The 20,894-nt window shown below is 42.8% G+C and carries 18 protein-coding genes; 13 read left to right on the top strand and 5 right to left on the bottom strand.

The genetic code is table 11. The features are described 5' to 3' along the window. Positions 1-198 precede the first annotated feature (198 nt). Positions 199-345, bottom strand: coding sequence for a hypothetical protein (locus tag QSJ37_RS02925; RefSeq protein ID WP_167317829.1), 147 nt, complete (start codon positions 343-345; stop codon positions 199-201). A gap of 333 nt (positions 346-678) precedes the next feature. Between QSJ37_RS02925 and QSJ37_RS02920 the strand changes: the two genes are divergently transcribed. After that, positions 679-1,158 (top strand): hypothetical protein, encoded by a 480-nt coding sequence (locus QSJ37_RS02920; RefSeq protein WP_285753589.1) that lies wholly within the window; start codon positions 679-681, stop codon positions 1,156-1,158. Positions 1,159-1,730: 572 nt separating this feature from the next. Here the strand turns inward: QSJ37_RS02920 and QSJ37_RS02915 are convergent. Both QSJ37_RS02915 and QSJ37_RS02910 read right to left on the bottom strand, forming a co-directional pair. After that, positions 1,731-2,528: an FTR1 family iron permease gene (locus QSJ37_RS02915; RefSeq protein WP_285753587.1), complete on the bottom strand. Its 798-nt coding sequence runs from the start codon at positions 2,526-2,528 to the stop codon at positions 1,731-1,733. Positions 2,529-3,016: 488 nt separating this feature from the next. Then, on the bottom strand, positions 3,017-3,202 hold the full coding sequence (locus QSJ37_RS02910) for a hypothetical protein (RefSeq protein ID WP_285753586.1): 186 nt from the start codon (positions 3,200-3,202) through the stop codon (positions 3,017-3,019). 546 nt (positions 3,203-3,748) lie between these two features. Here QSJ37_RS02910 and QSJ37_RS02905 point away from each other — a divergent pair. The 4 genes from QSJ37_RS02905 (at position 3,749) to QSJ37_RS02890 (ending at position 5,956) form a co-directional block, all read left to right on the top strand. Then, positions 3,749-4,129: a GNAT family N-acetyltransferase gene (locus QSJ37_RS02905; protein WP_483313587.1), complete on the top strand. Its 381-nt coding sequence runs from the start codon at positions 3,749-3,751 to the stop codon at positions 4,127-4,129. 1 nt (position 4,130) lies between these two features. Continuing rightward, positions 4,131-4,628: a GNAT family N-acetyltransferase gene (locus QSJ37_RS02900; RefSeq protein ID WP_285753582.1), complete on the top strand. Its 498-nt coding sequence runs from the start codon at positions 4,131-4,133 to the stop codon at positions 4,626-4,628. 15 nt (positions 4,629-4,643) lie between these two features. Then, positions 4,644-5,141, top strand: a complete 498-nt coding sequence (locus QSJ37_RS02895) for a GrpB family protein (protein WP_015863852.1) — start codon at positions 4,644-4,646, stop codon at positions 5,139-5,141. A gap of 89 nt (positions 5,142-5,230) precedes the next feature. Then, positions 5,231-5,956 (top strand): tubby C-terminal domain-like protein, encoded by a 726-nt coding sequence (locus tag QSJ37_RS02890; RefSeq protein ID WP_285753576.1) that lies wholly within the window; start codon positions 5,231-5,233, stop codon positions 5,954-5,956. 38 nt (positions 5,957-5,994) lie between these two features. Here the strand turns inward: QSJ37_RS02890 and QSJ37_RS02885 are convergent, their stop codons facing one another. After that, positions 5,995-6,831, bottom strand: a complete 837-nt coding sequence (locus QSJ37_RS02885) for an MBL fold metallo-hydrolase (protein ID WP_285753574.1) — start codon at positions 6,829-6,831, stop codon at positions 5,995-5,997. A gap of 519 nt (positions 6,832-7,350) precedes the next feature. On the opposite strand from QSJ37_RS02885, the gene QSJ37_RS02880 reads away from it, so the two are divergent. From QSJ37_RS02880 to QSJ37_RS02865, 4 genes are all read left to right on the top strand, one after another. Next, positions 7,351-8,811: an NADH dehydrogenase subunit 5 gene (locus tag QSJ37_RS02880; protein ID WP_285754738.1), complete on the top strand. Its 1,461-nt coding sequence runs from the start codon at positions 7,351-7,353 to the stop codon at positions 8,809-8,811. 3 nt (positions 8,812-8,814) lie between these two features. Next, positions 8,815-11,457 carry a DUF2309 domain-containing protein gene (locus tag QSJ37_RS02875; protein ID WP_285753572.1) on the top strand — a complete coding sequence of 881 codons (2,643 nt, stop codon included), beginning with the start codon at positions 8,815-8,817 and terminating at the stop codon, positions 11,455-11,457. Positions 11,458-11,737: 280 nt separating this feature from the next. Continuing rightward, complete coding sequence (locus QSJ37_RS02870; RefSeq protein ID WP_285753569.1) at positions 11,738-12,037, top strand: phasin family protein; 300 nt, start codon at positions 11,738-11,740, stop codon at positions 12,035-12,037. 53 nt (positions 12,038-12,090) lie between these two features. Beyond that, complete coding sequence (locus QSJ37_RS02865; protein ID WP_285753567.1) at positions 12,091-13,764, top strand: ABC1 kinase family protein; 1,674 nt, start codon at positions 12,091-12,093, stop codon at positions 13,762-13,764. A 312-nt stretch (positions 13,765-14,076) separates the two neighbouring features. Here the strand turns inward: QSJ37_RS02865 and QSJ37_RS02860 are convergent, their stop codons facing one another. After that, positions 14,077-14,406, bottom strand: coding sequence for a hypothetical protein (locus QSJ37_RS02860; RefSeq protein ID WP_285753565.1), 330 nt, complete (start codon positions 14,404-14,406; stop codon positions 14,077-14,079). A gap of 454 nt (positions 14,407-14,860) precedes the next feature. Here QSJ37_RS02860 and QSJ37_RS02855 point away from each other — a divergent pair, with 454 nt between their 5' ends. From QSJ37_RS02855 to cydC, 4 genes are read left to right on the top strand one after another with little or no spacing between them, the layout of a single operon-like run. Then, positions 14,861-16,267, top strand: coding sequence for a cytochrome ubiquinol oxidase subunit I (locus QSJ37_RS02855; RefSeq protein WP_285753564.1), 1,407 nt, complete (start codon positions 14,861-14,863; stop codon positions 16,265-16,267). A gap of 1 nt (position 16,268) precedes the next feature. Beyond that, complete coding sequence (cydB, locus tag QSJ37_RS02850; protein WP_285753563.1) at positions 16,269-17,282, top strand: cytochrome d ubiquinol oxidase subunit II; 1,014 nt, start codon at positions 16,269-16,271, stop codon at positions 17,280-17,282. Further along, on the top strand, positions 17,282-18,997 hold the full coding sequence (gene cydD, locus QSJ37_RS02845) for a thiol reductant ABC exporter subunit CydD (RefSeq protein WP_285753562.1): 1,716 nt from the start codon (positions 17,282-17,284) through the stop codon (positions 18,995-18,997). The genes cydB and cydD overlap by 1 nt, the downstream gene beginning before the upstream one ends. After that, positions 18,997-20,730, top strand: a complete 1,734-nt coding sequence (gene cydC, locus QSJ37_RS02840; protein ID WP_285753560.1) for a thiol reductant ABC exporter subunit CydC — start codon at positions 18,997-18,999, stop codon at positions 20,728-20,730. The genes cydD and cydC overlap by 1 nt, the downstream gene beginning before the upstream one ends. Positions 20,731-20,894 lie beyond the last annotated feature (164 nt).

The following is a 20,894-nucleotide window of genomic DNA, read 5'->3' as shown; positions in this document are numbered from 1 at the left end:
GAATGAACAAAGTTTCAAAAAGAAGCTTTAAATAAATTTTCGTAAAACCGAAGGCGGCAGTTCTTTTTGAAGTTTTGGAATGGCGCTGCTCGCTTTCTTGGATGGTTCCATTCTGAAGTTAGAAACATAAGAGTAATTAAGTTACATTGGTGAGAAGGAAAAGTGGTTCGTGTATAGCGTTATATTTCGTTATTATGGTTATCTTTCCTTTTCGGTGGGATGAATCCTTTTATGTTCCGTTTCAGCAATGTACCTTGGTTTTTTTGCTACTGCTGCTAAAGAAATAATAAAGCTAATCCCTAAGATTGCTGATAATATCCATGCGAAAAGTTCAATTGATGTCATTATCTCATACCCTCCTTCTTTAGTGTTATGTAAAAGATATGCCGTCATGCTCGTCCATTTTCTTACCCGTTATATTTAGATACAACCCTATGAATAGACGAGTAGATAAATAAAGAAACAAAATAGCGTTCAAATTATTTTATGAGCATTAAAATCTTAAAAAAGATAAAAAAGCATGGGTGATTAAACAAACAAACTGTAATAAATTTTCATTAATATATTGTATGGCGAGAGAAACGATTTCCGTGTTCATTTACCTATTGGATGTTCATGAAAATGATCATCCGGATCAAGATCTTTTCTGATGAACTCATCATAAAGGGGGTGTGATATATGGATTTAAATATCGACGTAGAAGGCTTGTTACAAAAATTGGAACAACAATATAAAGAGCATGAAACTACTAGTAGAGAAATTGAAGATTTACTAGACGAACAACTAGGATTACTTAAAAGCATGCTAGAAAAATTAAAGCCTATTTATAGTTGGTATTTTAAAAAAGGGCTTGTTTTTACACATCCAACCATAAAAGTTCGTTCTCCACTCGGTCCTATATTAGGATATGATCGGAAAGAAAATGAAGTTATTGTGTTTAATATCCAGAAGAATCATCCAGAGAAAGTATATTTATTCGACAACAAAATGCGAAAGTTTTATAGTTTATACGAGCTTGTTAGAGACGGGTTTTTTAGTGATGCTGCAAATGGGCTTCAATACCTTGGGAAGATGTTGGAAAATTATGTGAACGAGAACAATGAATATATAAAAGAGCTGAAAGCACAAATTGAGGAAATAAATTTAATGAACAAATGAAAAAATGACAGAATATTTTTATTTAGACGTGTTATGATGGTATCGTGGAAATGTTGAAACAGAATGTCGCTCCGGTTGGGGTGGCGTTTTTTATTTTAAATGCTCGATTATTAAAGAGTGTCGTTGATTTTCTTATTCAATGAAAGGGCGGTTTAGTTGAAACATTGTTCATACCAAGCCTTTTAGATTATTATAATTATATTAAAAAATTTATCAAGAGAGATTTAATTGATCAATTAATGAACCATACGATTATGAAGCCTATAACGAAATGAGATCAGTGAATCAAAGTTTTATCGTATTCGTGAGAAGGTGTTTTATGAGAATTGAAGTGTACAAAGAAGAGCCGCCGGTGTAGTTTGTGGAATAAAAAGTATAGGTAGTGCTAAAAAATAATTCATTTCATTAACCAGAAGTTATTAATAGGCATTTAGAGGCGAAAAGATAATAATACAAGCCGATTTTCCCTTCGTTGAGGAAAAATCGGCTTTTTCCATTTCTCTTATCGTCTGACTCCGATATTGATAAATTAGCTGGGAACATAAAGTGTAATCAAACGGCCAAGTTGCTTGTTATGTCCGTTTCCGAACTACTGACGAAATTCCAATTAAGACTAAATAAACAACATAACTGATCACTTGCAAACTTGTTGGCTTATCGGTGTAGCCTACTAATGCGTGCAACAGGTTCCCCACTGTACTTTCACTGCTCAAGATTGAACTTGTATCCCATAAGGTTTCATTGCCGAATGGCAGCCAACCGAGTTGCTGAAATTCCCCGATTCCGCTTACTAAAAATCCCGCAGCAAATATGACAAGCAAAAAAGTGGAGAGATTGAAAAAGCATTCTACATTGATCTTTTTCCCAAGTACATAGATTAAATATCCAGTTACACTTCCTAATATAATCCCTAATACACCGAGTACTATATTTAGGACCGGATTGGTTATTGACGTTAACGGAATCATAAACACGACCATCTCAAGCCCTTCTCGGAACACTGCCAAAAAGGTAAAACCTACAATAGCAAATTTAGATCCTGTTTTGATTGCTGAATCTATCCTTGATTCGAGTTCTTCTTCTAGATTTCCGTTCTTTTTCATCGAGGCTGCCATGTACGTTAGCATACCAAACGCAAGAAAATAGGATATACCTTCAATTTGCAATTCCAGAGGGGTGCCTTCGTAATTATGAACCGTCGAGTAAATTGCAACACCAGCGATGAGTGATGCAACGATGGCTGCAAATACGCCTGTCCAAATATCCCGGATACGATCACGCTGTCCGATTAGAATGAGATAGGTAGCCAAAATCGAACATAGCATCGAAGCTTCAAAAGCTTCACGGAAAAACATTAAAAAGGCTGCCACTTCCTCACCACCTTCTTTTTATGGATTAAAGGAACTCGGCTACAGACTATAATTGGTTATGTTTCGTTATGAAATAGTTGCTGTAGCTTTGGTTTATAGTATGAAAAAAATTCAAAATAGAAACGAACAATCCCCCATTATCAACGGTAAACAAACGTTTGAAATAGCAGGTATTATGTCTGCACTCACTAGAACTCTATAAAACAAGAAAACCTCCTTGATAAACAAGGAGGCTTTTATTCCATTAAATAAAAATCCAAAAACTGAATTAGATCTAAGCTTTTTATTTTCTCTAACGCATGTTATGCCACAAAATGAAGGGAAAGTGACAGAATATTTCTATTTAGACGTGTTATGATGGTATCATGGATGTTTTGTTGAAGAAAGATGTCATTTCGATGGGGGAGGCGTTTTTTCTTTTAAGAACTTCTTAGTGCTAGGTGAATGTTAGAAAAATAGACTCAGGCAAGAGCCTGAGTCCATAAAATTTATTTACCTGCTAGGGCCATTATTCCTTTAAATATGAGTATTAATGAAAAAACAAGAACAGCTACAATCCCAATTAAGGATGTTATTGGTTGTATACTAGCTAAAGGTGAACCGGCTAAAGGAAGGTTAATTAGTGCAAAGCCAGCAAGAATGCAAGCTAAGAACAAGAACACGAATTTATCCATGCTTCTTCCTCCTTTCAATGACAATATATGTATAAGTAGGAGAAATCGTTCATGAAGAGTGAACAATGGATAATTCTAGGGTATCCATTTTTGGATGCCTTTTTGGTGAAGTGATATGTTGAATAAGCAACAAAAAAGGAAGTTGACACAGATCAAATGAAAAAATGAGGAACTGGTATAGAATGATTTGCTGGCTTTAAAGGTTGTTCATAGAGATACGTACAAGAGAGTAAGAGGGGAGGTTAGGAGGAAATGACATTTAAAAACTTTCGTGAGTTGTGACGTGTCACCAGTGACAAGTTTTATGGATTTATTAGATAAAAATGGATTTTTGTGGATTGTGTGATGGGAATGTATTTATAATTGTTTTTGAACTGTTTTAATTTGATATTTCTGTATTGTCCGCAATCGATCATTGCAGCGTATCGGGCAAAAAGCTAGACCGAATCGAAATTTGCTTGAGAAAGAAACGAATTCGAGACAGTAAGGGGGATCGAGGTGAACATTCACGTCTATAGAGATTTATCCAAGGCGAATTGGCAAGAGATGAAAGATGTGTACGAATCCGTTGGATGGACGAAACATTCCAAGGAAATCATTCAACAGGTGTTTGAAGCAAGCAACGTGATTGCGATTGCGGTCTATAACGGACGCATCGTTGGGTTTGGCCGTGCGCTTTCCGATGGGGTGTTTAATGCGGCGATTTACGATGTCGTCGTTCATCGTGATTTCCAAGGTCATGGCATCGGAAAAACGATTATCGAGGATTTGCTTGAGCAGCTTAAGCACGTCTCTTGCGTGCATTTAATTGCCACTACCGGAAAAGAGGAGTTTTATCAAAAAGCAGGGTTGAAAAAACTGAAAACCGCTATGGCGCGATATCGAAATTTTGACTTGGCGCGGGAATATTTGGAGGAGGATAGATAAGATGAACGTAAGGCATGTAACGGTAGACGATGCGGAAGAATTGGCGCATCTTATCTTGCAAGTAGAAAAAGAATCGGATTTTTTGCTGTTTGAGGCAGGGGAACGAACGCTCACTCCAGAGCTGCAGCGAAGCCAAATCGAAGCGATGCAGAATGAGGAAAACTCCACGATACTGGTGGCAGAGGCGGACGGAAAGCTAGTTGGGTATCTAGTGGCAAGAGGAGGGAGCGCGAGACGAAATAAGCATACGGTATATATCGTCATTGGCGTGCTGGCTTCGTATAGAGGAAAAGGAATCGGTACGATGCTGTTTGCTAAATTGGAGCGTTGGGCTCGCACGAAAGGCATTCATCGGTTGGAATTAACGGTAGTCGTCAACAATCAACGCGCGGTATCGTTATATCGCAAAATGGGGTTTGAACAAGAAGGGATCAAACGGCATTCTCTGTTGATAAACGGAAAATATGTTGATGAATATTACATGGCCAAATTGTTGTAATTAGGAGGAAACAAAATGGAACTTGTTCATTTTTTAGAGCAAAGCCATTTTCACGAACAAGCAGAAAAAACATTTTTGGAACAGAAGGAAAAAATTTTGCGTCTGTTGCCGGAAGCGGATATTCAGCACGTTGGAAGCACGGCGATTCCCAATAGCCTCACCAAAGGGGATCTTGATATTCAAGTGCGGGTTCCTGCGGAAATATTTACTGTTGCTGTAGAGAAACTGTCCGCTTTATATGCAATCAATGAGGGAAGCGTGCAAACGGACTATTTCCGCGCATTTCAAGATGATACGACCGATCCGCCATTAGGTGTCCAACTAACCGTTATCGGTTCTGAATTAGACATCTTTTGGAAATTCCGTGAAGTGTTGTTGGCGAATGACACATACAGAGCGGAATATGACGAATTGAAAAAGGCATACGAAGGAAAAAGTATGGAAGCGTACCGGGAAGCGAAACAACGGTTTTTCGCGCGCCTGATGGAAACGCCGGAATTTCAGCGGTTGTAAGGACGATAGGAAAATGGAGCGTTGCTGTGCGAATGAAACTTTTTCCACTTCTCTTTCGTCTACTGCTATTTGGAGAGGAGAGAGAAATTTTGGGGAGATTGTGGTTATTTTTCGTTGTTGCATCGATTGGGATGGCATTGCGTTTTTTGGTTTTAGGAAAATTTGAATGGGGACAGCTGCTTATTGTCTCGGGATTTCTAGCCGGGGTGCTGTTGATTTGGGGAATCGAACGCTGGCAGGCTTGGCGTGATGCACGTTATGAAGCGGCGGAAGACGAAGATGTTTGGCATACGCATATGGCGGAACGATTTTGGACTGGAAAAAAGCACTTGTTTAAGGGAACGAAAAAGATGGGGGAGTTTTGGCGCTTCTTTCCGCTTCCATGGCAACGCATTATCAATAGTATCTTGTCCGACCAAAATCAGTGGTATTTAAATTTGTCTTTTGCATTTGCGGACGGAACTTCGGTACAAATCATAGAGCAGAGGGAAAAACTGTTTCGTGTGAATGATACGTGGCATATCGTGCAAAATGGAGCGGTTGTCGCAGTGGCGCGTACGGATTATTCATGGAAAAATAAGGTGAAGCTGCGCGAGCGCATGATCGTAGAGATACAAGGAAAAGCGCTGTTTTTTCAGTCGCTGGAAATGGTTTCCCGCACGGAAGTCTGGTTAGATGGAAAAATGATCGCCGAAGGGAAACGGTCGCGGTTGTTGCGCTGGCGTTATACGTTTCGGGTGAACGAAAGCTATGAAGAATGGGAACGATTGCTTGTTGCGGTCTATGTGCTATTCAATTACGCGTATCACCAGTAAAAGTGGCGCCTCCCGGCTGTTTGCGGAAGGCGAATTCGTTATTGAACATATTTTCCATAATCCGGCATGGCGATTTGGTCAAACTCGCGCGCTAGCTTCGCTAATCCTTCCCGCAGTTTTTCACCTGATACTGGCGCTCCATGTCCTGTAATAGCCGTTTCTGGCTGCAATGCCGCCAGCTTTCTTACTGATTCGCGGGCGGCGTTCCAGTCGGTCGTATAGTAGCGCGGCGGCCCGCTGATTTCCATTTCTTGTGTGAGCACTTTATACAAGGAATCTTGGCGGACGGTGACAAACGCATCTCCAGCAATTAGCGTACGGTCTCTGTCGCGAAACAGTGATACATGGCCAGGCGTATGAATCCAGCGGAAATCCGGCAAGTGCGGCACCGTGCCATCGCCAGGCAGCGGTTGAACATGACTGCCTAAATCGATCGGTTCATTTGGGAAAAACGCTGACATTTTCGCCACCATTCCGCCTTCCACCGACGGGTCTGGCTCCGGATAGCGCGCTTTTCCGGTTAAATAAGGCATCTCCGCTTCATGAGCATAAACAGGAACGTTCCAATGTTTCACCAGTTCAATAATCGCCCCGACGTGATCAAAGTGGCCGTGCGTTAAGATGATCGCCTGCGGACGGCTGTTGGCGCCAAACCGCTTTTCGGTGACAGCGATGATATCGTCCGCTGTTTTTGGCATTCCGGCATCCATAAGGACAAACTCTTTTTTGTCAGGACTACCTACAAGGCAGATATTGACGATTTGAATCGTATGGCAATATAAATCCGGCAGCACTTCCACGCTCACTCCGCTCGCGACCGACGTGGCGGGGATAAATTTATAATCTTCGCCGTAACGGATTTCTTCCTTTGGCATTTCGTTTGACCTCCTTCCATCAAATGTCAATGATACTATTCCACTTCTTTTCATTCACTATACGGAAAGATGCTTTGATGCAGCAGGTTGCGCTCAGCGAACGGCTGCTTGAAGAGCTTTTTCGATGAATTAGCGGCGATGGCATCCGCTTTTGTTTTGATGTAAAAAAGGTTGAACAAACATAGGTATTGACAAACTATACGTTTCCGTATAGATTAAATAACATATAATAAACTCTGAATGTTCCGCATTCGGTAGACTTTCAAACAGTCCGTTTAGAGCGGAGTGGTTGAAAGTAAGCCGAAGAACTGAATACGTGCATTTGGTAGATCTTCAAAAAGCCTTCATAGGCTCGTTGAAGATAAACCGGCTATGTGCACTCGACGCCATTCGTGTACCCTTTTGATGGAAAAGGGAAAACACGGTGGATAGAGGACGACATAGCCGGTTTTTTTGTTGCGGAAAAGAGAGAGGGGGATTCGGTTGGTTTGGTTCATCTTGTTATTCGCAACGGTTGGAATGGCTCTCATCAGTTCTTTATTGCTTCTAGATCGGCGCATGCCGCTATATTATGTGCAGGTGCATGTGGGCGTGATGGTGTTGCCGATTGCTGCGGCGTTAGCGGGGCTGATTTTCGCTGATCATCATGCCGCGGCCGGATTATGGCGTTCTGATATTCTCGCCTGGTTTATGGCGCTGTTTATTTTGACGCTCGGATGGATGATAGCGCGTTTTTGCCTCCGTTATTTGTATGGCGATCGTGCGTATCGGAAGTATTTTTTCCTGCTTACTTTTACGGTCAGTGCTGCGGCGCTGACTTGGCTGAACAATGATATCCGTTTGCTTATTCTCTTTTGGTGCTTGCCGCTATTGGGGCTTGTGCAGCTGACACGGTTAAAAAAGGAATGGCGTCCGGCACGAACAGCGGCAGCGAGCATGGCTATGGTATTTTCACTAAGCTGGCTTGCCTTGTTTGCTGCTGGTTTGTGGTTATGGAGTGCAACCGGACATTGGCAGCTGTCGCTCGTCTTGTCCTTAGAAAGCATCCGCCATCTCGAATGGTGGGAAAAAACAGGGGTGAATGTGCTGCTTATATTGGCAGCGATCATTCCAGCCGGGCAATGGCCATTTCAGCGCTGGCTGTTAGAGTCGGCGGTTACACCAACCCCGATTTCAGCAGTAATGCATGCTGGTTTGATCAATGCGGGCGGTCTTTTGTTGACAAGGTTTTCTCCATTGTTTAGCGGTGATATATCGCAAATGTTGCTGCTGGTTCTCGCCTCCATTTCGGTGCTTATCGGTACAGGAATTAGTTTTGTTCAAGTCGACTATAAGCGGCAATTAGTTGCCTCTACGATGGCGCAAATGGGATTGATGCTCATTCAATGCGCGTTAGGCGCTTATGCCGCGGCAGTCATTCATTTAGTGTTGCACGGTTTGTTTAAAGCGACGTTGTTTTTACAATCTGGTTCGGTCGTGCCGAATCCGAATAAAAACATCCACCGATCACGAAACTTGTCCAAAACACAGCTATTTGCTGGAGCGGCGGTTGGTCTTGCCGTGGGAGCAATGTTTTGGATTACGTCACCAGAAGAAAACGCAAAATTGTTAAGCGCTCTTATTCTTGGATGGTCGCTTGCGTTTGTCTGGAGGGGGATCGCTGTTTTCGAAAATGGACGAACGATCGGATTAATCGTATTGGTAGGATTAGCCTTAGCATCTGGGGCGGTGCACGTTAGTTTCATGAAGCTATTGCATACGTCGGTGCCGTTATTTGGGACATCTATCATCACAGAAATGGCAGCTTTCTTTATCTTAACCGCTGGCGGATTGGCGAGCATATGGTTTTCCGCACATCGTTCATCAGATTCATTTGCGCGATTGTATATGTGGCTTGTCCATATTGGCGAACCGCGTTCCGAGTCGGTGGAAAGCCATCCGCATTATCTTGCAGATTATTTAAAAAAGGAGAGGATTTAGTGAATGAATACGACAACCGTATCACTCGAACGTCCTAATGTGCATGAGCGACGGAGAAAAAATGTCGCAACAGATATAAATGTAAACGCGCTTGTCAAAAACGCCAGCAAGGCAATTGCCCCTCTTTGGCCGATTGCCACGTTTGTCGCGCGTCATCCGTGGATGGGGCTAGAACATCTTTCGTTTGAGCAAGTCGCGCATCGCTTAAAATTATTGAGAGATATTGACCTTTACCCAAGCATGTCCATGTTTCGCGAGGCTCAACGGAAAGGGGAACTGAATCCGAAGTTTTTGGAAATGCGTCTTCAGCGCTGGCTTGATGAGCAGCCGCTGACGATGCCGCGTGAGGAAGCGGAACGTTTTTGCCGCGCTGCGCTTTTACACGAAGAAATTCCTAACGAACTGTTAATGTCTTCATCATTAAAAAGTTTGGCAGCGAAAATGAAAGACATGCGATTACGATACGACTTCAATTTACTAATCCGACCGTTAAGCCTTCTCCTTGAAGAGCAAGGAGAAGAGAAATGGGCGCATATGCTTGACCATCAAATGATCAAATGGTGCAAATTATTTTTAGATGAATCGCAAGCTTCATGGACAATGCCATATCGAGAAAAAGGATTTTATTACGCATGGCGGAAGCTTGTGATCAACGATCCATCATTACACGAACAGCAGCGCGAGAGAATGCAAAATTTGCCGCATGATGCCGAAGAAGCATTGCGACAAGCGTTGATGTTGCTCGGCATACCGCATGGCGCGATGAAAGACTACTTGGAAGCGCATCTTCTTTCCTTGCCTGGTTGGGCAGGAATGCTGCTGTGGCGTTCGAAGCAGTCCGGCCAAGCGCATTTGCTGCTTATTGATTATTTAGCAATTCGTCTTTCGCTTGAGTGGGCATTGATCGCTCCGTATTTGCCATTTGCGAAACAAAAAGATGACGACGAAACGTTTCTCCTTCCGCTTCTAGCCGCATGGATGCATTGGGGAGGGTTGACGCCAAAAGAGTGGCTGCAATTGCCACAGGCTGAGCAGAAAGCACGTTTATCATTTGCTTATCGTTTCGACAAAATCGTTCGCGGCAAGCTTTGGCTGGAAGCATGGGAAGACACGCAAGAGGCGCAACTAAAGGAGATGATTGCATCCCATTCCCAAAAAAATGAGCCAAAACAAGCAGCCGCGCAGCTTATCTTTTGTATGGATATTCGTTCTGAGCCTTTCCGTCGTCATTTAGAGCAGGCAGGACCATTTGAAACATACGGGTGCGCTGGTTTTTTCGGTCTTCCCATCAAAACGCGCGAACTAGACAGCAGCCATGCACACGCTTCTTGCCCGGTGATTGTAGAGCCGCGGCATGAAGTTCAAGAATTTACATCGGCAGAGAATGTAAAAAAATATCGCGGGCGGCGGAACGCGCTGCTTTCGGTCAGCCACACGTTTAAGAAAATGAAGCAGCATTTGCTTGCTAGTTTGTTGCTTCCGGAGGCAAGCGGACCGTGGCTCGGTTTGCATACGCTTGCCCGAAGTATAGCGCCAAGCGGAGCGGGACGCGTATTTCGCCAGCTTCAAGACAATTGGGCGCAAAAGCCGGAAACAGAACTTTCGCTCAATCAGGAATCTTCTTTAGAAACAACAGACATAACGGATCTTCCAGTAGGTTTTTCTACCGAGGAAAAAGTACGATACGTATATCAACTATTCAAAGGAATGGGGCTTACGAGTCGATTTGCGCCACTTGTTGTTGTCTGTGGCCATGAAAGCACAACAACGAACAATCCTTACGCCTCTTCGCTTGATTGCGGTGCGTGCGGCGGGGCAGCCGGAGGATTCAACGCTCGTGTGTTTGCCGCGCTATGTAACCTGAAAGAGGTGCGGGAAGGTCTTGCAAAGGAAGGTATCGTTATTCCAGAAGACACTGTTTTTGTTGCTGCCGAGCATATGACAACGGTCGATGAACTTTGCTGGCTTTATGTGCCAACGCTTTCGGAAGCGGCTCAAAAAGCGTTTGATATGCTGCAAGGCAAGCTAGAAGAAGTGAGCCGCAATGCGAATAACGAGCGATTGTCGAAGCTGCCGGGCTTAGAGGGCAAGAAGAAAGATCCGCTTGCCGAAGCACATCGCCGTGCGGAAGACTGGAGCGAAATCCGTCCGGAATGGGGGCTTGCCGGCAACACAACGTTGATCATTGGCCGCCGCGAGTTAACAAAGCATTGTAATTTAGAAGGGAGAGTATTTCTCCATAGCTATGACTGGCGCAAAGATCCATCCGGCGAGGCGCTCGCCAACATCATTGCCGGACCGGCGACAGTGGCGCAATGGATTAATTTGCAATATTACGCATCGACTGTCGCCCCGCATTATTACGGAAGCGGAAACAAAACGACGCAAACGGTCACGGCTGGGATCGGCGTCATGCAAGGAAACGCAAGTGATTTGCTCGCCGGGCTTCCGTGGCAGTCGGTCATGGCGTCTGACGAAGAAATATTCCATTCTCCGCTTCGGTTGCTCGTCATTATCGAAGCACCGCAGCAAAATATCGAGCGTTTGTTCGAAGACGATCCTCATTTCCGCAGAAAAGTGAAAAACGGCTGGCTTCGTCTTGTTTCTATCGACCCGGACAGTGGTGAGTGGAAAGCTTGGAGATGATGGATTTGTTGATGGAGGCACTGACTTTGCAAAAAAGTCGGTGCTTTTTTATATAAACAGGTGCGTTTTTCTTATTGAAACAGAAGACAAAGCTTGATTCATAAAAAGACAGCCTAAAAGGAAAATTAACAAAAAAGACATCTTGGGAGGAAATCTATAAAAAGCGGGGAAATGTTTTATTGGTCAATGGGAGGGGCGCTTTCACGGAGAATAGGAGCGCTCGACACAACGTTGTGAAAGTGATATCATGATGTAAAAACTTAAAGGAGGCTGCAAGCTTATGGGCATTCTTAAAAAAGGACTGGCGTTTGGACTCGGATTAGCGTTAGCGAGCAAGGAGCAAGTGGAAAAATTAATTGATGAGTTGGTGAAAAAAGGAGAATTGTCGCTTGAAGAATCGAAGGATATTATTGAACAGTGGAAGCAGCAAACAGACGAAAGAAAAGCAGAATTGCAACGCATCGTGCGCGAACAGATCAAACAAGTGATCGATAAATTGGATTTGGTGACAAAGGACGAACTGCAACAATTAGAACAACGAATCCGCCGCTTAGAAGAATTAGAAGAAAAAGAAGATTAGTAATCGAACAGGGGTCCCACGGGGGCCCATGTCCATTAAGGGGGCTGGACGGATTGATTGGAAAAAGAATGCGCCATATAAGCCGTTATCGCGATATTGCTGTTGCATTGCTCCGCCATGGCTTTGAAATGGTGGTTGAGGAAATCGGCTTTTCCCAGTTTCTTTCCCTTCCGCAACGGCTGCGTGTAGGCAAAAAGAAGGATGAAAAAACGATTGGCGAGCGCATCCGCCTTGTGCTCGAGGAACTAGGCCCGACCTTCGTGAAATTAGGTCAGCTGGCTAGCACGCGCCCCGATTTAATTCCAGAACACATTATTCGTGAACTGGAAAAATTGCAAGATCAAGTCCCGCCTTTTTCGTTTGCCGATGTTCGCCGCATTATCAAGGAGGAGCTGGGGGAAGAGCTGGACCATATTTTTCGTTCTTTTGAGGAAACTCCGCTTGCCGCCGCCTCGATCGGGCAAGTTCATCGGGCGGTCCTTCATTCCGGTGAAAGGGTAGCGGTGAAAATTCAGCGGCCGCATATCGCATCGACTATAGAAACAGATTTGGAAATTCTTCAAGATTTAACCGCTCTCGCGGAACGCCGCTTGGAGTGGGCGGTGCAATATCAGATACGCGATATATTGGACGAGCTATCAAAATCGCTTCGCCTAGAGCTCGATTACACCGTAGAGGCGCGCAATGCCGAGAAATTTTCCAAACAATTTCAAAGCGATCCAACTATTTATGTGCCAAAAGTGTTTTGGGACTATTCAACAAAAAAAGTATTGACGATGGAATATGTAGAAGGCATCAAATTAGGGGAACTGGAGCGGCTGAAACAACACGGCTATAACTTAAAAATTCTAGCGGAGCGGCTGGCGAAGGGAATGTTTCAGCAAATTTTTATGGAAGGCTTTTTTCATGGAGATCCCCATCCGGGAAATGTGTTAGCTTTGTCGGGAGACGTGATTGCGTTCATTGATTTCGGCATGGTAGGGAGAATCACTCCAGAAATGAAATATCATTTATCTTCCTTAATTATCGCTTTGATGCGCCAAAGCACCGATGGAGTCATGAAAACGATCGGAGATATGGGCTTGGTGCCGGATGAGGTAAATGTAAGCCAGTTGCGTGAAGATATCGAGCAATTGAGAGAAAAATATTATCATATTCCGTTGAGCAAAGTCAGTCTCGGCGAGGCAGTTCAGGATTTGCTTCATGTTGCATTCCGCCACTCGATCCGCATCCCAAGCGATTTAACGTTGTTAGGGAAGGCGCTGCTGACGGTGGAAGGGATCGTGGAAAAATTGGATCCCGACTTTAGTATTATCGACTTTGCCGAACCGTTTGGCCGCCAGCTGCTAAAGGAGCGGATGCGGCCGAAAAACGTAGCGGAAATGGCATGGAAACGCTTTTCCGATTATGGGGAACTGCTTGTGGATTTGCCGAAAAATATAAAAGAATTAACGAGACTGATGAATCAAGGGAAAGTACGCCTGGAGATCGGCATCCCTGACCTGGATTTTCTATTGAGAAAATTAGACCAAATCAGTAACCGTTTATCGTTTAGCATTGTTTTGCTTTCCTTCAGCATCATTATGGTTGGCATTATTATCGGCTCGTCGATGGGAAGACAATCGACATTATTGTGGAAAATTCCGGCGATCGAGATTGGCTTTTGCGTTGCTACCTTAATGTTTTGCTGGCTTTTATATTCGATTTTTAGATCGGGAAGATTTTAAATGGAACTACCCCCACTTACCGACTAACGCCGGTGAAAGCGGGTGATTCTTAAATATTTCGATTGAAGTGTGCGAAATTAAAATGAGTGGTGGAAAATGAGTGACGGAGGAGAAGTGTTTTTCGTTGTAATCTTTGGAGTAGTTGTTCTGTAAGTACAAGTACAATGGTGGATAATGTAGAGGAAAGAGAAAATATAAACAATACATATTATCTTCAGTTAAAAATATAAAAAGAAGAAAAAAGACGGGGACGACCTCCTCTTGGACATTCCAATAGTTGTGGTCGCCCCGATCCCCTAAGACCTTTCCATCTTAAACTTCATCCGTGTTTATTTTAGTTTTATTTTTCTCGACTAAATCATTCTCTCCGCCATTTTTCGCGATCTGTCCTTCTTGGTTTGCGTTTTGTCCACCTTCTTTAGCAATCTGTCCGCCCTGGTTTGCGTTCGGCCCTTTTCCATTGATCTGTCCGCCGGTTTCTGCTGCTTGTTTAGTACCAGCTTTACCGCCTTGGTTTGCAAGATTATTGTTGTTATAAATATTGATATAAATGGTAAGACCATCTTTGTCGTGTTTAACAGAGACACTTTCTCTTAATTCTTCCTGATCATCATGGTAATTTTCTTTATCATGTTTCCCCATAAGAATATTTCCTCCTTTTTTCTTCTGGTACCAGTACTATATGTTTCGCTTTCAAATGTGATTATGTACTTGCCCCTTATCAATCATCTATTTATTTTACGAATTTCGCCGTAATTTTGTAACACATTTGTCAAACTGTCAAAGAATTTATGATCGTTTCTTTGTTATAGTATTAGTAAGTTTCTCGTTCATAGAGCTGTTTTTGTCACTTCAGAAAGTGGCCAGTTTTTTGTACAGTTTTTATGTTACTCATGTTAATAATGTTTAATTTTGTGAATTTATGAACATCATATCACCTCAGATCATGCTCTAATGAATTCTTAAGGGAGGAATGCGATCGAGTAAGTGCTAGTTATGTGAAGTTTTGAACATATAGTTAGTTATGTGAAATTATGAACATGACATCGCCTCAGGCCAATTCTGAGGAAATACTTAACTTAAAGGAGGAACTACGATGGATCCAGTAATGTTGGCAAGGATACAATTTGCCTTGACTACCATCTACCATTTCTTCTTTGTGCCGCTTACCATTGGCCTAGCATTTATTGTCGCTTTGATGCAGACATTATATGTAGTGAAGAAAAATGAAATTTATAAAAAAATGGCGAAATTCTGGGGGCATTTGTTCCTGATTAACTTTGCGGTAGGGGTTGTAACAGGAATTATTCAGGAATTCCAATTTGGGATGAACTGGTCGGATTATTCTAGATTTGTCGGTGACGTCTTCGGGGCGCCATTGGCCATTGAAGCATTGCTTGCCTTCTTTATGGAATCTACCTTTATTGGCCTTTGGATTTTTGGCTGGGATCGTTTGCCTAAAAAAGTACACCTGGCAAGCATTTGGCTTGTATCTATTGGGTCTATGCTTTCCGGTTTTTGGATTTTAACAGCTAACTCCTTCATGCAAGTGCCTGTTGGTTATGAAATTAGAAATGGCAGGGCAGAAATGGTTGACTTTCTTGCGCTTATAACGAATGGACAATTGTGGGTGGAGTTTCCGCATGTCATCACAGGTGCATTGTGTACCGGAGCGTTCTTCGTTGCTGGCGTAAGTGCCTATAATCTATTAAAAAAGAAACATATTGAATTTTACAAAAAATCCATGAATATCGCCTTAATTATTGGTTTAGTCGGCAGTTTGGGTACTGCCTTCAGCGGACATGCACAAGCACAATATCTTGTGAAAACACAGCCGATGAAGATGGCAGCTGCAGAGGGCATTTGGGAAGATACGCCTGATCCTGCACCATGGTCAGTATTTGCTTGGATTGATACAAAGAATCAAAAAAATAAGTTTGAACTAAATATTCCTTATGCATTAAGCTATTTATCTTATTCTAAATTTGAAGGCAGTTTAAAAGGAATGAAAACTCTCCAAGCTGAATATGCGAAAAAATACGATCCAATCGTTGGCGAAGGTACGAATTATATCCCTCCAGTCAAAACGACGTATTGGAGCTTCCGTTTAATGGTTGGCTTTGGCACGGCGATGATATTATTATCAATGATTGGTCTGTATCTGTGGAAAAAGGGACGCCTTCTGCAAAGCAGTAGGTTCTTGAAAATCCTTGTTCCGGCTATCTCGTTTCCGTTTTTGGCAAACACTTTCGGATGGATCATGACCGAAGTGGGTCGTCAGCCATGGACAGTATTTGGATTGATGACGACAGCTGACGCTGTATCACCAAATGTTTCTGCAGGGACCGTTTTATTTTCCATCATTATGTACACACTGATATTCACGATTCTTGCAGGTGTGATGGTTTATTTGATGGTTCGCGAAATTAAACGAGGACCGATAGAACATCAAGATGCAAATTCAACGGCATCCATAGATCCATTCAGTAAGGCAGGTGTTTAAGATGGAATTGAGTGAAATTTGGTTTATCTTAATCTCTGTACTCTTTATCGGCTTTTTCTTTCTTGAAGGTTTTGATTTTGGCGTAGGAATGTCGACTCGGTTTCTAGCCCGTAATCAAAAAGAGAGGACCGTAATGGTGAATGCAATCGGTCCTTTCTGGGACGCGAATGAAGTATGGCTAATAACTGGAGCGGGCGCCATTTTTGCCGCATTTCCGCACTGGTATGCAACGATGTTCAGCGGCTATTACTTACTGATGCTGGCAGTCTTGCTGAGCCTAATTGGACGCGGCGTTGCTTTTGAATATCGCCGCAAAGTTGAAGATGCGCGCTGGACGAATGTTTGGGACTGGGTGATCTTTTTCGGAAGCATGCTGCCCCCGTTCCTTCTAGGCGTTCTGTTTACAAGCATGCTTAAAGGTGTGCCGATCCATAAAGATATGAATATGGAAGCCGGGTTCTCGGATATTATTAATATCTATTCCATTTGGGGCGGCTTTACGATTACATTGCTGTGCTTATTGCATGGTTTGACTTTCCTATCTTTAAAAACAGAAGGAGAGATCAGACAGCGGTCGGCTGCATTGGCTAAAAAATCGGTGTTGGCCGTATTTGGATCACTTGTCATCTTTGTAGGACTTTCTTGGTCTATGACAGATATTTTTGAGGTTCGCCCTATCCTTGAGCTTATTATTGCCGTATTAATTGTGCTTGCTGTTGGATTATCATACTTTTTCATTTCCAATAAACGCGAAGGAATGGCATTCACCATGACAGGGCTTGGGATCGTGTTAACGGTATCATCGATTTTCATTGGACTGTTCCCAAGGGTGATGGTCAGTTCCTTGAACAAAGCTTTTAATTTAACAGTCTACAACGCATCCAGCGGGGCATATTCCCTGAAAATAATGACAATTGTAGCCGTAACTATTTTACCGTTTGTTTTAGGATATACTATTTATAGCTATTACGTATTCCGCAAAAGAGTATCTGACAAGGAGCATTTAACGTACTGATGGATAAGGCGTTGTTCTCTTACAAAGGAATCAAGCCGGTTTTAGCTGGTCTGGCGGTATTAACGGCTGTTCAAGGTGCTATCATTATTATTCAGTCTTATTTTTTGGCAGACGCAATCTCCTCCCTTTTCGGGGGAGATTCGTTTGCCAATGTCTTTATAAAGTTGATTATTTTCTTTCTTGCGTTAGTTGTCCGCCAACTGCTTACCGTTTGGAAAAGAAATATAGCCTACCATTTTGCTGCCAGAACGAGTAAAGAGTTCCGGGAATCATTGCTGCAAAAACTTTTTCAACTTGGCCCTCGTTTTGTAAAAGAAGAAGGCTCCGGACAGACAGTCACCTTGGTTATGGAAGGGATTATGAAATTCCGACGATATTTGGAGCTTATTCTTCCGAAACTAATGAATTCGGCAATGATCCCTGCCATGATCTGCATCTTTATCTTTTTTATAAATATCCGCTCTGCTGTCATTTTAGCCCTAGCCGTTCCGATACTTATTGCCTTTATGATTTTGCTTGGATTGGCGGCAAAAAGAAAGGCCGATCGCCAATATGCATCCTATCAAATGCTGTCCAATCATTTTGTCGATTCTTTGAGAGGATTGGAAACACTCAAATATTTAGGATTAAGCCGGCAGCACATCAACCAAATTATCTTAGTCAGCGAAAGATATCGACGGGCTACAATGGGAACTTTGCGAATTGCCTTTTTATCTTCGTTCGCATTGGATTTTTTTACAATGCTTTCTATAGCGACCGTCGCCGTTTTTCTTGGAATAGATTTAATCAACGGGAAGATGGAGCTGCATCCAGCATTGACTATTCTGATCCTGGCGCCGGAGTATTTCCTGCCAATCAGGGAGGTGGGGGCCGATTACCATGCGACGCTTGACGGCAAAGAAGCAGGCAAAAAGATTCAGGAAATCCTCGATAAAGAATCATTGCAGCAAAAACAGGATCCAATCCCTCTTTGGAAATCAACAAGTACATTTTCGGTTAAAGGAGTAAGTGTACATTTTCCTGAGAGCGGTCGTCCAGCTTTGCAAGATATCCAATTTTCTGTTTCAGGCTCAAAAAAAATTGGAATTATTGGAGCCAGCGGTGCAGGAAAGTCTACATTGATTGATATTTTAAGCGGATTTTTAACACCAACATCAGGTGAATTTCAGATAAACGGCAAGAAGCTAACGACTTTATCTCAGTTGAATTGGCAAAGTCAAATAACGTATATTCCCCAACACCCTTATATATTTCACGATACCATTTTAAACAATATTCGTTTTTATCATCCAGAGGCAACTGCAAAAGAAATAGAGAAGGCCGCAGAGAGAGCGGGCCTTACTGAAGTGATTCGATCGCTTCCACAGGGACTTGAGACAATCATAGGGGAAGGCGGCCGAAGCCTAAGCGGCGGACAAGAACAACGGATCGTCCTCGCGCGTGCATTCTTAAGCAACCGTCCTATCATCATGCTTGATGAGCCAACTGCCCATCTTGATATTGAAACAGAATACGAATTAAAAGAGACGATGTTGCAATTGTTTAAAGGCAAACTCGTATTTTTTGCCACCCATCGCTTGCATTGGATGCTGGATATGGATTTAATCATTGTTCTTGATCAAGGCAAAATAGTCGAAATCGGAACACACGAACAGTTAATAAGGAAGAATTCTACTTATTATCAGCTTGTTAAAACACAGATGGAGGGCATCTAATGGAGAATTGGATCTTCCCGTATTTGCGTCAATATCGCGGCTTGTTTGCGTTGGCTATTCTTCTTGGTTCGCTTACCATTCTCTTTGGCGGAGCATTGATGTTTACTTCGGGTTATTTAATTTCTAAAGCGGCGACACAACCTGAATCCATTTTAATGGTTTATGTGCCGATTGTCGGTGTCCGTGCATTCGGAATTGGCCGGGCTGTGCTTAGCTATGTGGAGAGACTGACGGGACACCAATTCATTTTGAAAATACTTTCCGAAATGCGCGTCCGCTTATATAAAATCATTGAGCCGCAGGCATTGTTTTTTCGTTCCCGCCTACGCACGGGCGACGTTCTTGGTGCACTCGCCGATGATATTGAACATTTGCAGGATTTTTACTTAAAAATACTGTTTCCTTCGATTGTTTCATTAGTCATTTACACAGTGGTTATTATTTGTGCAGGACTTTTTTCGATTCCATTTGCGATTCTCCTGGCTGTATTCATAGGGTTGTTGATTTTTGTCGGTCCAATTATTTCATACATTTATATGAAAACAAAAAATGAACAATGGAAAAGGGGAAGACACCAACTTTATCAACAGTTCACCGATACGATTTTCGGCATCAGCGACTGGATATTCAGCGGGAAATACGAGACTTATATTCGGCAATACGAAACACAAGAACAAAAACTGCTTGAACTTGAAACGAAGAAACGTTCGTTTGTGAATTGGCGGGATGTTCTGAATCAGATTGTGCTTGGCGCCATTGTCGTTACAGCCATCTATTGGGCCAATGAGCAAACGCTAAGTGGAGAATTCTCGCCCACAATGATTGCCGCTTGCGGTCTTGCAGCACTGTCTTTAGTAGAATCATTTTTACCGATTGCGGGGGCTGTTAGTGAAACATCATCCTATCAAGATTCATTAAAGCGTCTTGAAGCCATTCAAGCACAGTCCTCTCAAACTAAGATAGAAGCAGATGGATGGAAAGAGTTGTTGGACTTATCTCAAGCAACGATTGAAATAAACCATTTATCATTTGGATATACTTCTGAAACACCGCTGCTGGACGATTTTAGTTTAAAAATAGGGCAGGGGGAGAAGATTGCCATTATCGGGCGAAGCGGATCCGGAAAATCAACGTTGTTGAAACTAATTCAAGGAGCGCTTGTACCGACTCATGGGGAAGTGCTCATAAATGGAATGAATGCACATGAGTTGGGTTCAACTGTTCCAAAATTAATGGCTGTTCTTAACCAAAAGCCTTATTTATTCAATACATCCGTCATGAACAATATCCGCCTTGGCAACCCGGAAGCAACGGATGAAGAAGTATATGAAGCAGCCAAGATGGTTCAATTGCATGAGATGATTATGCAATTGCCTAAAGGATATGAGACGAACATGCATGAAACAGGTTCCCGCTTTTCTGGCGGTGAACGGCAAAGAATAGCACTAGCACGGATATTATTGCAAAATACCCCGATAGTCATTATGGATGAACCGACAGTTGGGCTTGATCCAATCACAGAAGCGAACCTATTGGCTACCATTTTCGATACACTGAAGGGAAAAACGATCATTTGGGTAACGCACCATTTGATGGGCGTGGAGAAAATGAATCGCATCATTTTCCTTGAAAAAGGAAAAATCACCATGGATGGCAGCCATCAACAACTGCTAAAAAATGAGGAAAGATATCGACGATTATATGCGCTGGATCGTCCGTTATACAGGAGTTAGTGGGAAGGGAATAGGTGGCTATGATTCACAGCCTCCAACTAGAGTAAAAAGAAGGGATTAACACCTCATTGCTTCTGTTCACGCTTAGCAATACTGCGAACAGATAGAGGGTAAAGATGCTAGATCGGCAACAATTATTATCCAAAAAATCAGAAGAAATGTGT

Source organism: Parageobacillus sp. G301, from assembly GCF_030268025.1.
Taxonomy (GTDB): domain Bacteria; phylum Bacillota; class Bacilli; order Bacillales; family Anoxybacillaceae; genus Parageobacillus_B; species Parageobacillus_B toebii.
The sequence above is the reverse complement of the archived record's forward strand: the minus strand, read 5'-3'. Positions and strand labels throughout refer to the sequence as shown.

Excerpts from the sequence above, each read along its gene's own strand:
- QSJ37_RS02925 (WP_167317829.1), bottom strand. The coding sequence starts at position 345 with ATGACATCAATTGAACTTTTCGCATGGATATTATCAGCAATCTTAGGG.
- QSJ37_RS02870 (WP_285753569.1), top strand. The coding sequence starts at position 11,738 with ATGGGCATTCTTAAAAAAGGACTGGCGTTTGGACTCGGATTAGCGTTA.
- cydC (WP_285753560.1), top strand. The coding sequence starts at position 18,997 with ATGGAGAATTGGATCTTCCCGTATTTGCGTCAATATCGCGGCTTGTTT.
- QSJ37_RS02895 (WP_015863852.1), top strand. The coding sequence starts at position 4,644 with ATGGAACTTGTTCATTTTTTAGAGCAAAGCCATTTTCACGAACAAGCA.
- cydD (WP_285753562.1), top strand. The coding sequence starts at position 17,282 with ATGGATAAGGCGTTGTTCTCTTACAAAGGAATCAAGCCGGTTTTAGCT.
- QSJ37_RS02910 (WP_285753586.1), bottom strand. The coding sequence starts at position 3,202 with ATGGATAAATTCGTGTTCTTGTTCTTAGCTTGCATTCTTGCTGGCTTT.
- QSJ37_RS02855 (WP_285753564.1), top strand. The coding sequence starts at position 14,861 with ATGGATCCAGTAATGTTGGCAAGGATACAATTTGCCTTGACTACCATC.
- QSJ37_RS02920 (WP_285753589.1), top strand. The coding sequence starts at position 679 with ATGGATTTAAATATCGACGTAGAAGGCTTGTTACAAAAATTGGAACAA.
- QSJ37_RS02875 (WP_285753572.1), top strand. The coding sequence starts at position 8,815 with ATGAATACGACAACCGTATCACTCGAACGTCCTAATGTGCATGAGCGA.
- QSJ37_RS02860 (WP_285753565.1), bottom strand. The coding sequence starts at position 14,406 with ATGGGGAAACATGATAAAGAAAATTACCATGATGATCAGGAAGAATTA.
- QSJ37_RS02900 (WP_285753582.1), top strand. The coding sequence starts at position 4,131 with ATGAACGTAAGGCATGTAACGGTAGACGATGCGGAAGAATTGGCGCAT.
- QSJ37_RS02885 (WP_285753574.1), bottom strand. The coding sequence starts at position 6,831 with ATGCCAAAGGAAGAAATCCGTTACGGCGAAGATTATAAATTTATCCCC.
- cydB (WP_285753563.1), top strand. The coding sequence starts at position 16,269 with ATGGAATTGAGTGAAATTTGGTTTATCTTAATCTCTGTACTCTTTATC.
- QSJ37_RS02905 (WP_483313587.1), top strand. The coding sequence starts at position 3,749 with ATGAAAGATGTGTACGAATCCGTTGGATGGACGAAACATTCCAAGGAA.
- QSJ37_RS02880 (WP_285754738.1), top strand. The coding sequence starts at position 7,351 with ATGGCTCTCATCAGTTCTTTATTGCTTCTAGATCGGCGCATGCCGCTA.